Raw genomic sequence first — 12,798 nt, forward strand, 5'->3', positions numbered from 1 at the left:
AGCGGCAGGCCCAATCGCCTGTTGACGGTGCCGACTTGAGGAAAACGTGAAATAGGGTCAGAAGACATCTCAGCGACATCAAACAAGAAGGGGCGCCGGCCCGATGAGGATCCCATGAAGAATTCAGCCATTTCCGAACGCAAGAACCAGTCGATCTCGCGCGGCGTCGGCATGACCACGCAAATCTACGCGGACCGGGCTGAAAACTCGGAGATCTGGGATGTCGAAGGCCGCCGCTACATCGACTTCTCGTCGGGCATCGCCGTCGTCAACACCGGTCATCGCCATCCGAAGGTGATCGAGGCGGTCAAGGCGCAACTCGACCGCTTCACCCACACCTGCCACCAGGTGGTGCCCTATGAGAGCTATGTGCGGTTGGCCGAACGGCTGAACGGCATGCTGCCCGGCAAGTTCGAGAAGAAGACGATTTTCGTCACCACCGGTGCCGAGGCGGTCGAGAACGCCATCAAGATCGCCCGCAACGCCACCGGCCGTCCGGCGGTCATCGCCTTCGCCGGCGGCTTCCACGGCCGCACCTTCATGGGCATGGCGCTGACCGGCAAGGTCGTGCCCTACAAGGTCGGCTTCGGCGCCATGCCCGGCGATGTCTACCATGCGCCGTTCCCGGTGCCGCTGCACGGTGTGTCGATCGCCGATTCGCTGGCCGCACTCGACCGGCTGTTCAAGGCGGATGTCGATCCGGCCCGCGTCGCCGCCATCATCATCGAACCGGTCCAGGGCGAGGGCGGCTTCTACGACGCACCGCGTGAGTTCCTGACAGCGCTGCGCAAGCTCTGCGACCAGCACGGCATGCTTTTGATTGCCGACGAAGTGCAGACCGGCTTTGCCCGGACCGGCAAGATGTTTGCCATGGATCACCATGAGGTGGCGGCCGACATCACCACAATGGCCAAAAGCCTGGCTGGCGGCTTCCCGCTGGCCGCGGTCACCGGCCGTGCCGAGATCATGGATGCGCCCGGCCCCGGCGGGCTCGGCGGCACCTATGGCGGCAGCCCGATCGGTGTCGCCGCCGCGCATGCCGTGCTTGACGTGATCGAAGAGGAGAAGCTTTGCGACCGCGCCAACACGCTGGGCGCAAGGTTGAAGCAGCGGCTGCAGTCGATCCGCGACGACGTGCCCGAGATCGTCGATATCAGAGGCCTCGGTTTCATGAACGCCGTCGAGTTCAACGACGTCAAGAAAGGCCTGCCGTCGGCGGAGATCGCCAATGCGATCAGGCTGAAGGCGCTCGACAAGGGGCTGATCCTGCTGACGTGCGGCGTCTATGGCAACGTCATCCGCTTCCTCGCGCCGATCACCATCCAGGACGGCGTCATGAACGAGGCGCTTGACATTCTGGAAAGCTCGATCCGCGAAGTCTGCGCCGCCTGATCGACGGGCCGGAATTATCCAGCCGCTCTGGCCGGTTCACTCTCAAGGAAAGCGGCCAGCGCCGCCTTCAGGCCTTCGGGGCCAGCCGCAATTGTCTGCGGCGTCGGGGAGAAGCCGGCGCCGAGCATCTTGCGCCCAAGCATGTGGTCGCCCGGACGGTTGACGGATTCGATGCCGAGCAGCCGGTCTCCGGCATAGTGGTAGATCGAGAACTTGTTGTCGGGCAGGTCGCCCAGCACGACATGCCTGTCGCCGCCGGCGGTCAGGCCGACCATCTGTAGCTTCATGTCGCCGATGTCGGACCAGAACCACGGCACCGCCGAATAGGCGTCCACATGGCCGGTAACGGTGCGTGCAGCGAGCCGCGCCTGGTCGGTGGCGTTCTGCACCGATTCCAGCCGCACGTCGCCGCCGGTGAACCAATGCCGGTAGGAAGCGGCATCGCCAATGGCGAGGATTTCTGGCGCAGAGCTGCGCATCTGGTGATCGACTCGGATGCCGTTGGCGACAGCGAGGCCGGCTTTCTGCGCCAGCTCGACATTCGGCACGGCGCCGATGCCGACGATGACCATGCGTGCCGGCAGCCTTTCACCGGTTGAGGTGATCGCGACCGAGACATGGCCGTTTTCGCCTTCGAGCCTTGCAATCGAGGTGCCGGTGAGGATGCGCACACCGATCGCTTCCAGCCTTTTGCGGACATGGCTCGCCACGACCGGCGCCACGGCGCGGCCGAGCAGCCGGTCGACCGCTTCGACCACCGTCACCGTGCGGCCGGCGGCCCGCAACGTGGCGGCGATCTCCAGACCGATGAAACCGCCGCCGAGGATGACGACATCGTCGCTCTGTGCACTCAATTCGCGGATCAGCCGCGCATCGGCCAGCGAGCGCAGCGACAGCACGCCGGAAAGCTCCGAACCGGCCAGCGGCAGGATGCGCGGGCGCGAGCCGGTCGCCAGGATCAGGTGATCGAAGGCAAGCGCTCCGCCACCGGCGATGTCCAGGCTGCGACGGGGAGCGTCGATACGCTCGATCCTGACGCCAGGCCGGTAGTCGATGGCGCTGCCGGTGTAGAAGGCCTCGCCGCGCAGCGGCTGCGGTTTGGCCTCGGCATCCTTGATGAAGGTCTTCGACAGCGGCGGCTTGTGGTACGGCAATTCGTTCTCGTCACCGACGAGGATCACCTGTCCGTCAAAACCCTCCTCGCGCAGACTTGCGGCCGCTTGCACGCCCGCATGACCCGCGCCGACAATGACCACACCGTTCTTCATCGCATTCCAATCCCGATTCGATTTTAGGATGTCCCGCCAGGTGGCAATTGTCTGCCGCCGCCGCGAGAGAGCGTTTGCGGGTCGCACCCGGAATGGCGGCTGTCAATCGCACAGTTCAGCGGCAAGACCCAGCGCCTGGGCAAGGCTTAAAGTTGACTGTTGTAGTTTAGAATAATTCTAAACTATTGTTTCAATTGGTTTTTCTTGTCGATTTTGATTGACTTCCACCAACGTCGAAGCTTTATGGAGCCTCGCGCAATGGCGCATCCCTTTGATGTCTGGGCCTTGAACCCTTTCGATTGGAGGCATTTCGGTGTCTTTCTTCCGCAGACCACGTCTTGTCGTGGCCATTTTTTTGCCGGATGGCGTTGCCCTGCCTGACTTGTGCAGGCCGCCTGTTGCCGCGCCCATAATTCAGTGAATTCCTGAGGAGACGACAGTCATGAGAGCGATGATAACGGCACGGCATGGCGGCAGGCTCGCCGCGATCGGCGCCACCGCCCTGCTGACGGCGGCGGTGTTCGTGCTGCCGGCCAAGGCGGGAACCGATGCGAAGGCGGTCATCAAGACCTATGCCGATATCGGGCTGGCCAAATACGAGGATTCGCTGACCACCGCGCAGGCGCTCGACAAGGCGGTCGACGCCCTGATTGCCAATCCATCGGTGGAAACCCTCAACGCCGCCCGCGACGGCTGGAAGGCAGCGCGCGTCCCCTACCAGCAGACCGAAGTCTACCGTTTCGGCAACAAGATCGTCGACGATTGGGAAGGCGAGGTGAATTCCTGGCCGCTGGACGAAGGGCTGATCGACTATGTCGCCAAGAGCTATGGCACGGAATCGGACGCGAATTCGCTCTATACGGCCAATGTGATCGCCAACAAGGAGATCGAGATCAACGGCAAGAAGGTCGATGCCACCAACCTGACGCCGGAATTCCTCTCCGGCACGCTGCAGCAAGCGGGCGGCATCGAGGCAAATGTCGCCACCGGCTATCACGCTATCGAGTTCCTGCTCTGGGGCCAGGACCTGCACGGCACCGGTCCCGGCGCCGGCGAGCGCCCCTATACCGACTACGATCTCAAGAACTGCACCGGCGGCAATTGCGACCGCCGCGCCCAGTATCTAAAGTCGGCGAGTAACCTTCTGGTTTCCGAGCTGCAGAAGATGGTCGAAGACTGGAAGGAAGACGGCGCCGCACGCAAGAACCTCGTCGATGGCGAGCCGAACACCGCCATCTCGATCATCTTCACCGGCATGGGCTCGCTGTCCTACGGTGAGCTAGCCGGCGAACGCATGAAGCTCGGCCTGCTGCTGCACGATCCCGAAGAGGAGCAGGACTGCTTCTCCGACAACACCTACAACTCCCATCTCTACGATGCCATCGGCATTCGCGCCGCCTACCATGCCACCTATACCAGGCTCGACGGCACCGTCGTTTCGGGACCCTCGGTGGCCGATATGGTGAAGGCGGCCGATCCGGCGATCGACAAGGAACTGTCTGGCAAGCTTGATTTCACCGTTGCCAAGATGGAGGCGATCAAGACGCGGGCACTGGCCGGCGAGGCCTATGACCAGCAGATCGCCGAGGGCAACACGGAAGGCAACGCCACCGTTCAGGCGGCGATCGACGCGCTGATCGACCAGACCAAGTCGATCGAACGCGCCGTCGGCACCCTGAAGCTCAATGCTATTGCCTTCGAGGGTTCCGACAGTCTCGACGCGCCGGACAAGGTTTTCAAGTAACCGCCGACGGGCCATGGCCTGATCCGAAGCCTGACAACCGGCTTCGGAATAGGCCATGGTAAGAAATCAAGCCACACGGCGCGGAAGGCGCCGTCAGCCATCCGAGCCGCCAAATGCTGATCTGCCATTGCAACATCATCACCGAGAGGGAAATCGAGCAGACGATCATCGATCTGCTGGATCAGGATCCCTGGCAACTGATCGTGCCGGCGAAGGTCTATCACACCATGCAGAAGCGCGGCCGCTGTTGCGGCTGCTTCCCAAATGTGGTCGAAACGATCATTCGGGTCACCGAAAATTACCACGCCCGCTCGGAGGCGAGTGGCGTCGACATCGTTTCACACCTGGACCGCGTCAGAGGCCTGCGCGTCCAATATGGGAGCAGAATCCATGAAAGGCGAACCGCAGGTCATCGAGCGGCTTAACGAGGCTCTTTTTCTGGAGCTGGGAGCCGTCAACCAGTATTGGGTGCATTTCCGTCTGCTGGAGGACTGGGGATACGCCAAGCTCGCAAAGAAGGAGCGGGCGGAATCGATCGAGGAGATGCACCATGCCGACCGGCTCGTGGCCCGCATCATCTTCCTTGAAGGCCATCCGAACCTGCAATCCGTAGCGCCGTTGCGCATCGGGCAGAACGTCAAGGAAGTGCTCGAATCCGACCTTGCCGGCGAATATGACGCGCGTACCGCCTACAAGCGCTCGCGTGAGATCTGCGAGGAAGCGGGCGATTACGTGTCGATGAAGCTGTTCGAGGAATTGCTGTCCGACGAGGAAGGTCACATCGACTTCCTCGAGACGCAACTCGACCTGCTTGCTTCGATAGGTGAGGAAAAATACGGCCAGCTCAACGCCGCATCGGCGGACGAGGCGGACTAAGGACATGCGGGAATGCGGCGCCTGCTAGAATTCGTGCGCCGCTTGCGGCGGGCCGATGGCTCGCTGCCTCGTCACAAAACGCCAGCCGGATCGGCGCGCGGGCGCCGTGTCATCCTTGCGGTGGCGCTCACCTCTTCGGCGATTGCCGGAGACCTTCAGCCAGCCGGCCTCGCCACCGCGCGCACCGACCTCAATCCGAAGGATCAGGCGCGCGTCACTGCCATCACCCGGCCGACGTCGGATTTTTCCAAGCCCGAGCCGTTCGAACTGATGCAAGGGGGCGCCGGCACGTCCAAGAAGGACATCAGCCGCGATTCATTCTCGCAACCCTCGGCCAACATCACCTTCGAGGAAGAGGGCACCTTCAAACTCGGCAACGCCCTGTTCCGCAAGAACTGGGTGTCGTCGCCATCCTCGACGCAAGCTTCGGACGGACTCGGACCGCTGTTCAACGAACGCGCCTGCCAGAACTGCCATCTGAAGGACGGCCGCGGCCGTCCGCCGCAAGGCGACGTCGGCACCACGTCGATGTTCCTGCGGCTGGCCCGCGAGGCGAGCAGCGCGGAAGAGAAGGCAGCGCTTGCCGATCACCGGTTGCTCAATTTTCCCGACCCGGTCTACGGCACGCAATTGCAGGAGCTGGCCGTGCCCGGCCTGCGTGGCGAAGGCAGGATGCATGTCGACTACCAGGAACGGCAGGTGACGCTGGCGGACGGCACCGTGATTTCGCTGCGCAAACCCAGCTATTCGGTCGTCGATCCCGGCTATGGGCCGCTTGATCCGCGCACCACCTTGTCGCCACGTCTGACGCCGCCGATGATCGGCCTTGGCCTGGTCGAGCAGATCGCGCCGGCGGATATCCTTGCCAATACCGACCCGGACGACCGGAACGGTGACGGCATTTCAGGCCGGCCCAACATCGTGCGCGACGTCCACAGCGGAGAGCTGGCGCTTGGCCGTTTCGGCTGGAAGGGGCAGACCGCGTCGATCCGCCAGCAGGCAGCGGATGCGTTTGCCGGCGACATAGGCATCTCGACGCCGGAAGTGCCGAAACATTGGGGCGACTGCACCGCCGCACAGGAAAAATGCCTCGCCATGCCGAATGGCGTGCAGCAGCGCCTCGGCCCGGTCGAGGCGCCGGCGCCGGTGATGGATCTCGTCACCATCTATTCGCAGAACCTGGCGGTGCCGGCACGCCGCCACCTCGACACGCAGCAAGTGCTCGCCGGCAAGAGAATCTTCTATGAGACAGGCTGCATTGCCTGTCACGCGCCGAAATTCGTCACCCGTCGCGACACGCCCAACAAGGCGCAGGCCTTCCAGTTGATCTGGCCCTATTCCGACTTCCTGTTGCACGACATGGGGCCTGATCTGGCCGACGGCCAGGCCGTGGGCGAGGCGACGGGCAATGAGTGGCGCACCCCGCCACTATGGGGCATTGGTCTCACCGAAACGGTCAACGGCAATTCCTTCTTCCTGCATGACGGGCGCGCGCGCAGCCTGACCGAAGCGATCTTGTGGCATGGTGGCGAGGCGCAGAAGGCGCGCGACCGCTTTGCCGCCGCTAGCGCGGCCGACCGTGATGCGCTGCTCAAATTCCTGGAGTCACTGTGATGCTCAAGCGCTCTGCACTGGTTCTTGTTCTGCCGCTGGCCCTGCTGGGCGTCGTCCCGGCGTCGGCGGCTGTGAAAGCCTCCGAAATCATCCAGCGGGCGATCGACGGCTTTGTCCGCCCGGCCTATGCCAGCCTGCACGACCACGCCGGCCGGTTGACCAAGTCGATGCACACACTCTGCGCCGCGCCCTCTCAAGAAGACCTCGATGCGGCGCGGGCCCAGTTTTCGGCGACGGTCGAAGCCTGGTCGTCAGCCGAGATCATCGGGTTCGGGCCGATTAAGGAGAACAACCGGCTGGAGCGCATGCTGTTCTGGCCGGACCGCAAGAGCATCGGCCTGAAGCAGGTGCAGGCGGCGCTGTCCGACAAGGACCCGACCGCAACCGATGCGGTACAACTGGCCGGCAAGAGCGTCGCCATGCAGGGGCTGGGCGCGCTGGAATTCGTCCTTTACGGCGATGGCGCCGAGGCACTGACGGGCAAGGGCGACCCCTATCGCTGTGCCTATGGCGCGGCGGTTGCCGGCAACATCGAAACCATGGCCGGCGAGGTCAGCGCCGCTTGGAACGAGCCCGACGGCTTTGCCGCCCTTTGGGCCAGTCCTGGGCCGCAGAACGCGCTTTACCGTGACGGCAACGAAGCGGTAACCGAACTGGTTGGCGTCTTCATCAATGAACTGGAAATGGTGCGCGACGTGCGCCTGAAGGGCTTTTTCGGCGGCAAGCCAGATGCGGACAAGCCGAGGCAAGCAATCTACTGGCGGTCGCAAAACACCACCAATTCGCTGGCCGCCAACCTGTCGGGAATAGACGATTTGTTCCAGGCCTCGAAGCTCGGCGACGCACTGCCGTCGGACGCGCGCTGGATGGCGGAATCGATCCATATCCAGCTGGTCAATGGTGTCGCCACCGCCAAGGCGGTCAGTGGTCCGATCGACAAGGCGCTCGCCGATCCGGCGCTGCGCGACAAACTCGATCATTTCGCGCTGATCACCTCCAGCCTGTCGACGCTGATCGGCACCAGGCTGACCGCCGAATTCGGCCTGACCGCCGGCTTCTCGTCGCTCGACGGAGACTGAGCATGCCTACGCCGCTTATCGACCGCCGCGATTTCCTCACGGCCGCAGGCGTTGGTTTTGCCGCCGCGATGGCGCCGTCTGCCTGGGCAAAGACGCTTGCGGCCGATGCCGTCTTCGCCACCGCATTCGTGAAGCGCGACGGCAGTTATGGCGCCGCCGTCCTGTCCGAGGCCGGCAAGCTCGTGCATGCGATCGCCCTGCCCGATCGCGGCCACGACGTCACTTTCGATCCGGTGTCGAAGCGCTCCGTGGTCTTCGCTCGCCAGCCGGGCACTTTCGCCGTGGTCTTCGATCATTCGGGCCGCGAGGAGCCGCTGACCATCACCAGCATCACCGGCCGGCATTTCTTCGGCCATGGCGTGTTCTCGCCCGACGGCGCTTTGCTCTATGCAACCGAGAACGATTTCGACAATGCCGCCGGTGTCGTCGGTATCTACGATGCGCGAGCGAAATTCAGCCGCGTTGGCGAATTCCCAACCTATGGCATAGGTCCGCACGAGCTTCTGCTCATGGGCGACGGCAGGACAATTGCGGTTGCCAATGGCGGCATCGAGACCCATCCGGACTATGGCCGCGCCGAGCTCAACATCGCCACCATGAAGCCGTCCTATGTGCTGATCGACCGTCTCACCGGCGACCTTATCGAGAAGCACGAACTGCCGGCGGCACTGCACCAGCTGTCGATCCGCCACATGGACACCGATCGATCCGGCACGGTCTGGTTCGGCTGCCAGTACCGGGGGCCGGGCATCGATCGTCCGCTGCTGGTCGGCCGTGCCGCGCGTGGCAAGGAGTTGCAGTTGCTCGACATGCCGCAAGACGTGCTGTCCGGTTTCCGCAACTATATCGGCTCGGTCGCCGCCAATCCGGTTGCCGACACCGTCGCCGTCTCTTCGCCGGAAGGCAATTCGCTTGTGGTGATCGACGCGGCGAGCGGCCGGGTCGTCTCGAACAGCGCGCTGGTCGAGGTCTGCGGCGTGGCGCCCGACGGAACGAGCTTCATGGCGACCACAGGCGCCGGCGAAATCATCGAGGGCAGCGGAGCGACACGCTCCGAACCGGACTACGTCTGGGACAACCACATGCTGCGCATCGACCAAGCCGCATAAATGATTTTTCCGCCGAAGCGAAGCCGCTTAACAAATTATGCAATATCCCCTTGCGATGGCGGGCCGTGGCGGGCACAGGAAACTATGTCCTTCGAACCGGTCGTTTTATGAAATTGCTTGCCATCGACTGTGCCTCCAACCTCTGCGCCGCTTGCGTCTATGACACCGAGGCGAAGCAGGAGCTTGGCCGCTCGGTGCTCGATCTCGCCAAGGGCCACGCCGAGCACCTGATGGCCGCCATCGCTGAAGCGCTGAAGGCAGGCGCAACCGACTATGCCGGTCTCGGCGCCATCGCCGTCTCTGTCGGTCCCGGCTCTTTCACCGGCCTGCGCGTCGGCGTCTCGACCGCGCGCGGTCTGGCGCTGGCGCTGAAGGTCCGGGCGATCGGAGTGACGACGCTCGAGGCGCTGGCCGCCGAGGCGGCAGCGAGATTTCCCGGTCGTGCCGTACTGGCGGCGCTCGACGCCGGCCGCGAGGAGCTTCATACCGCCCTTTTCGATGAAACGTCAGTTTTGACTTACGGTCCGGCTGTGACCACACTGGCGGGTGCCGTGGCCATGGCGACGGAAAGCGCTTCGGTGCTCGCCGGCAGCGCGGCTGCGCAAATCGCTGCCTCAGCAGGGCGCGCCTTCGATATCGGCCCCGAGACGGCCACCGCCGACATTCTCACCTACGCTCGCCTGGCGGCCGGCAAGGGCGGGAGCGAAAGGCCGAAACCGCTTTATTTGCGTGGTGCGGACGCCAAGCCGCAGGCAGGGTTCATTTTATCAAGGCAAGAAAGATAAAATGCGCATACCTTTTCTCCAACCACGCCGCCGGGACTATGCGCTCGAGCCGCTGAGGATCACCGACAGCCCTGCGGTCTCGCTGCTGCATCGCGAGGATTTTGTCCGCCCTTGGACCGACGGCGAATTCGCCGCCTTGCTCGAACAGGACACCGTGTTCGGCTATGCCGCGCGCGAGACTGGGCACGGCGCCAAGCCGCCGGTCGGCTTCGTGCTGGCCAGGCTGGCGGCCGGTGAGGGCGAGATCCTGACCGTCGCGGTGGCGCGCTCGCACCGCCGGCAAGGATTGGGCTGGCAGTTGATGGACGCGGTGCTGCGCGAACTGCACGCTCAGCGCGCCGAAGCGCTGTTCCTCGAGGTCGACGAGACCAATGTTGCGGCGATCGCCCTCTACCGGCGGCTGGGCTTCCGCGAGGTGGGAAAACGCCCCAATTACTACAGGTCGTCCGAGCACGGACCGACCGGGGCGCTTGTCATGCGTCGCGATCTTCGCTAGCCAGAGGCGCCAAATCCAAGGGTTACAGCGTCCAAGCGCGTCCAAAAGGTCGCGCGGCGCTGTAACGGCAGGGCCGGGACTGTATGATCGCAAAAATCAGGATTTTCCTGGCGCTGGGCTTCGTCGCAGCCGGTTCGCTGGTCCTCGTGCCGTTGCAGATACTATCGATGAAGACCGGCTGGTGGCCGGAGACTTTTATCCTGAAAATCTGGCACAGGCTGATCATACGGGCGCTGGGCATGCGCATCCATGTCAAAGGCGCCCTGTCCGACAAGCGCCCGCTGCTGGTGGCGTCCAACCACATCTCCTGGACCGACATCATGGTGCTCGGCTCGATGGTCGATGTGAAGTTCATCGCGAGAGCCGATATGGAAGGCTGGCCGCTGATCGGCATGCTTTCGAAGCTGCAGCGCACCGTTTTCATCGAGCGCGAGCGCAAGCGCTCGTCGGGCGACCAGGCAAACGAGATCGCCAGCCGCATGGCCAAGGGCGACGCCATGGTGCTGTTCGCCGAGGGATCGACCGGCGACGGCAACATCGTCCTGCCCTTCAAGAGCACGCTGTTCGGCGCCGCCTCGATGGCGATTTCAGAAGGTGCGGCCGAGCAGGTCTTCATCCAGCCGGTGGCGATCGCCTACACGCGCCTGCACGGCGTGCCGCTTGGCCGCCGGCACCGGCCACTTGCCGCCTGGATCGGCGATGAGGATTTGATGCCGCATCTCAAGGTGTTGCTGGCGGAGGGCGCGCTAGACGTCGAAGTGCATTTCGGCGAACCGATCGCCTTTTCCAAGGGCTCGAACCGCAAGGAAACGTCGAAACTGATGGAAAGCCAGGTACGCGCGATGATGCAGGCGGCACTCGCCGATCCGCGCCCGAGCCGATAGACTGGTGATGGGTGCGCCAGTGTGCGTGACGGCCGTGGCGGAGAATCGTCTGTTTTTTGTCATCGAAAGGCGTTAGAAGCCGCCGGATGGACTTGAACACGATAGAGCGTGACGACACCGACGCCGCGGCCGAAGCGATGGCCATGCCGGCGGCAGCGACCAGGAAGGTCTTCATCAAGACCTATGGCTGCCAGATGAACGTCTATGATTCACAGCGCATGGCCGATGCGCTGGCCGCCGACGGCTATACCGCCACCGATGCCATCGGCGAGGCCGATTTGGTGCTGCTCAACACCTGCCACATCAGGGAGAAGGCGGCCGAAAAGGTCTATTCCGAGCTCGGCCGTATCCGCGATATGAAGGCAGAACGCGCCGTCGCCGGCCGCGAGATGCTGGTCGGCGTTGCCGGCTGCGTGGCGCAGGCCGAAGGGGCCGAGATCATCCGCCGCTCGCCGGCCGTCGATCTGGTCATCGGCCCGCAGACCTATCACCGGCTGCCCGACGTGCTGGCGCGGGTGCGTGGCGGCGAAAAGATCGTCGAGACCGATTACGCCATCGAGGACAAGTTCGAGCACCTGCCGCAGCCCAAGCGCGCCGAGGTCGTCAAGCGCGGCGTCACCGCGTTTCTTACCGTGCAGGAAGGCTGCGACAAGTTCTGCACCTTCTGCGTCGTGCCCTACACCAGAGGCTCCGAAGTGTCGCGGCCGGTGGCGCAGATCGTTGCCGAGGCACAGCGTCTGGCCGAAGCCGGCGTGCGCGAGGTGACGCTGCTTGGCCAGAACGTCAATGCCTGGCATGGCCAGGGCGAAAACGGCGAGGAATGGGGCCTTGGCCGCCTGCTGTTCAGGCTGGCCGAAATCCCCGGACTGGCGCGTTTGCGCTACACCACCAGCCACCCGCGCGACATGGACGATGAACTGATATCAGCCCACCGTGATCTGCCGGCGTTGATGCCCTATCTACATCTGCCAGTGCAATCCGGGTCAGACCGCATCCTCAAGACGATGAACCGCAGGCACACAGCGAAGGATTATCTGGCGCTGCTCGACCGCATCCGTGCTGCAAGGCCGGACATCGCGCTTTCCGGCGACTTCATCGTCGGCTTCCCCGGCGAGACCGACGCGGATTTCGAGGCGACCATGGAACTGGTGCGCCAGGTGAACTATGCCTCGGCCTTCTCGTTCAAATATTCGCCGCGTCCCGGCACGCCGGGCGCCGATATGGCCGACTATGTGCCGGAAACGGTCAAGGACGAGCGCCTGCAGCGGCTGCAGGCCTTGCTTCTGAAGCAGCAGCAGGATTTCGGCACAAGCCTCGTCGGCAGCACCATCGACACGCTGATCGAGAAGCCCGGCCGCCAGGCCGGCCAGAAGGTCGGCCGCTCACCTTGGCTGCAGCCGGTTATTGTTGATGAAAAGGCCGGCGAAATCGGTGACATTATCCAGGTGCGAATCACGAAGACGGGCTACAACAGCCTGTTCGCCGAATTGGCCTAGGGGTCTCGGCAGATGAGGAGAGACGGTTGAGCGCTGCAGAAGTGAAGAGCCTGCC

Annotated in this window: 12 protein-coding genes; 11 read left to right on the forward strand and 1 reads right to left on the reverse strand. The window is 63.7% G+C overall.

Going from position 1 to position 12,798, the window contains the following annotated elements; translation table 11 throughout:
• The first annotated feature begins 114 nt into the window (after nt 1–114).
• On the forward strand, nt 115–1,392 hold the full coding sequence (locus HNQ71_RS30565; protein ID WP_184877495.1) for a 4-aminobutyrate--2-oxoglutarate transaminase: 1,278 nt from the start codon (nt 115–117) through the stop codon (nt 1,390–1,392).
• Nucleotides 1,393–1,406: 14 nt separating this feature from the next.
• Here the strand turns inward: HNQ71_RS30565 and HNQ71_RS30570 are convergent, their stop codons facing one another.
• Nucleotides 1,407–2,660 carry an NAD(P)/FAD-dependent oxidoreductase gene (locus tag HNQ71_RS30570; protein ID WP_184877497.1) on the reverse strand — a complete coding sequence of 418 codons (1,254 nt, stop codon included), beginning with the start codon at nt 2,658–2,660 and terminating at the stop codon, nt 1,407–1,409.
• Nucleotides 2,661–3,111: 451 nt separating this feature from the next.
• Between HNQ71_RS30570 and HNQ71_RS30575 the strand changes: the two genes are divergently transcribed.
• The 10 genes from HNQ71_RS30575 to miaB all read left to right on the forward strand — a co-directional run bounded on the left by HNQ71_RS30575 (nt 3,112) and on the right by miaB (nt 12,743).
• Nucleotides 3,112–4,404, forward strand: a complete 1,293-nt coding sequence (locus tag HNQ71_RS30575) for an imelysin family protein (protein ID WP_184877740.1) — start codon at nt 3,112–3,114, stop codon at nt 4,402–4,404.
• A gap of 113 nt (nt 4,405–4,517) precedes the next feature.
• Entirely contained in the window at nt 4,518–4,829 is a 312-nt protein-coding gene (locus HNQ71_RS30580) for a (2Fe-2S)-binding protein (protein ID WP_184877499.1), read from the forward strand.
• The gene (gene bfr, locus HNQ71_RS30585; RefSeq protein WP_184877501.1) at nt 4,795–5,280 is read left to right on the forward strand and encodes a bacterioferritin; all 486 of its coding nucleotides are present in this window, start codon (nt 4,795–4,797) and stop codon (nt 5,278–5,280) included. The genes HNQ71_RS30580 and bfr overlap by 35 nt, the downstream gene beginning before the upstream one ends.
• 12 nt (nt 5,281–5,292) lie before the next feature.
• A complete protein-coding gene (locus tag HNQ71_RS30590) occupies nt 5,293–6,894 on the forward strand; it encodes a di-heme oxidoreductase family protein (RefSeq protein ID WP_184877503.1) in 1,602 nt (533 codons plus the stop codon).
• Entirely contained in the window at nt 6,894–7,973 is a 1,080-nt protein-coding gene (locus HNQ71_RS30595; protein ID WP_184877505.1) for an imelysin family protein, read from the forward strand. The genes HNQ71_RS30590 and HNQ71_RS30595 overlap by 1 nt, the downstream gene beginning before the upstream one ends.
• Nucleotides 7,974–7,975: 2 nt before the next feature.
• Entirely contained in the window at nt 7,976–9,082 is a 1,107-nt protein-coding gene (locus tag HNQ71_RS30600; RefSeq protein WP_184877507.1) for a DUF1513 domain-containing protein, read from the forward strand.
• A 107-nt stretch (nt 9,083–9,189) separates the two neighbouring features.
• Complete coding sequence (gene tsaB / locus HNQ71_RS30605; protein ID WP_184877509.1) at nt 9,190–9,867, forward strand: tRNA (adenosine(37)-N6)-threonylcarbamoyltransferase complex dimerization subunit type 1 TsaB; 678 nt, start codon at nt 9,190–9,192, stop codon at nt 9,865–9,867.
• A gap of 1 nt (nt 9,868) precedes the next feature.
• Nucleotides 9,869–10,363: a ribosomal protein S18-alanine N-acetyltransferase gene (rimI, locus tag HNQ71_RS30610; protein ID WP_184877511.1), complete on the forward strand. Its 495-nt coding sequence runs from the start codon at nt 9,869–9,871 to the stop codon at nt 10,361–10,363.
• A gap of 83 nt (nt 10,364–10,446) precedes the next feature.
• A complete protein-coding gene (gene olsA, locus HNQ71_RS30615; protein ID WP_184877513.1) occupies nt 10,447–11,247 on the forward strand; it encodes a lyso-ornithine lipid O-acyltransferase in 801 nt (266 codons plus the stop codon).
• Between the two features lie 86 nt (nt 11,248–11,333).
• Nucleotides 11,334–12,743: a tRNA (N6-isopentenyl adenosine(37)-C2)-methylthiotransferase MiaB gene (gene miaB / locus HNQ71_RS30620; protein WP_184877515.1), complete on the forward strand. Its 1,410-nt coding sequence runs from the start codon at nt 11,334–11,336 to the stop codon at nt 12,741–12,743.
• Nucleotides 12,744–12,798: the final 55 nt, after the last annotated feature.

This window comes from Mesorhizobium sangaii (assembly GCF_014207355.1).
Lineage (GTDB): Bacteria > Pseudomonadota > Alphaproteobacteria > Rhizobiales > Rhizobiaceae > Mesorhizobium > Mesorhizobium sangaii.

Coding starts and splice junctions, on each gene's coding strand:
- HNQ71_RS30565 (WP_184877495.1), top strand. CDS start 115: ATGAAGAATTCAGCCATTTCCGAACGCAAGAACCAGTCGATCTCGCGC.
- HNQ71_RS30570 (WP_184877497.1), bottom strand. CDS start 2,660: ATGAAGAACGGTGTGGTCATTGTCGGCGCGGGTCATGCGGGCGTGCAA.
- HNQ71_RS30575 (WP_184877740.1), top strand. CDS start 3,112: ATGATAACGGCACGGCATGGCGGCAGGCTCGCCGCGATCGGCGCCACC.
- HNQ71_RS30580 (WP_184877499.1), top strand. CDS start 4,518: ATGCTGATCTGCCATTGCAACATCATCACCGAGAGGGAAATCGAGCAG.
- bfr (WP_184877501.1), top strand. CDS start 4,795: ATGAAAGGCGAACCGCAGGTCATCGAGCGGCTTAACGAGGCTCTTTTT.
- HNQ71_RS30590 (WP_184877503.1), top strand. CDS start 5,293: ATGCGGCGCCTGCTAGAATTCGTGCGCCGCTTGCGGCGGGCCGATGGC.
- HNQ71_RS30595 (WP_184877505.1), top strand. CDS start 6,894: ATGCTCAAGCGCTCTGCACTGGTTCTTGTTCTGCCGCTGGCCCTGCTG.
- HNQ71_RS30600 (WP_184877507.1), top strand. CDS start 7,976: ATGCCTACGCCGCTTATCGACCGCCGCGATTTCCTCACGGCCGCAGGC.
- tsaB (WP_184877509.1), top strand. CDS start 9,190: ATGAAATTGCTTGCCATCGACTGTGCCTCCAACCTCTGCGCCGCTTGC.
- rimI (WP_184877511.1), top strand. CDS start 9,869: ATGCGCATACCTTTTCTCCAACCACGCCGCCGGGACTATGCGCTCGAG.
- olsA (WP_184877513.1), top strand. CDS start 10,447: ATGATCGCAAAAATCAGGATTTTCCTGGCGCTGGGCTTCGTCGCAGCC.
- miaB (WP_184877515.1), top strand. CDS start 11,334: ATGGACTTGAACACGATAGAGCGTGACGACACCGACGCCGCGGCCGAA.